We start from the raw sequence: 579 nt of genomic DNA on the forward strand, positions 1-579 counted from the left end.
ATCCGGTACGGGGACAGTGTCAGGCGGGCAGTTTGACTGGGGCGGTCGCCTCCTAAAGAGTAACGGAGGCGCCCCAAGGTTCCCTCAGAATGGTTGGAAATCATTCGAAGAGTGCAAAGGCAGAAGGGAGCTTGACTGCGAGACCTACAAGTCGAGCAGGGACGAAAGTCGGGCTTAGTGATCCGGTGGTACCGCATGGAAGGGCCATCGCTCAACGGATAAAAGCTACCCTGGGGATAACAGGCTTATCTCCCCCAAGAGTCCACATCGACGGGGAGGTTTGGCACCTCGATGTCGGCTCATCGCATCCTGGGGCTGAAGTAGGTCCCAAGGGTTGGGCTGTTCGCCCATTAAAGCGGTACGCGAGCTGGGTTCAGAACGTCGTGAGACAGTTCGGTCCCTATCTGTCGTGGGCGTAGGAAATTTGAGAGGAGCTGTCCTTAGTACGAGAGGACCGGGATGGACGTACCGCTGGTGCACCAGTTGTTCCGCCAGGAGCATGGCTGGGTAGCTACGTACGGACGGGATAAGCGCTGAAAGCATCTAAGCGTGAAGCCCCCCTCAAGATGAGATTTCCCA

Annotated in this window: 1 rRNA gene; it reads left to right on the plus strand. The window is 57.2% G+C overall.

What is annotated here, in order from left to right:
• A 23S ribosomal RNA gene (locus AC27KL_RS28080) occupies positions 1–579 on the plus strand; the annotation flags it as partial.

It is taken from the genome of Paenibacillus sp. YAE3, from assembly GCF_057546105.1.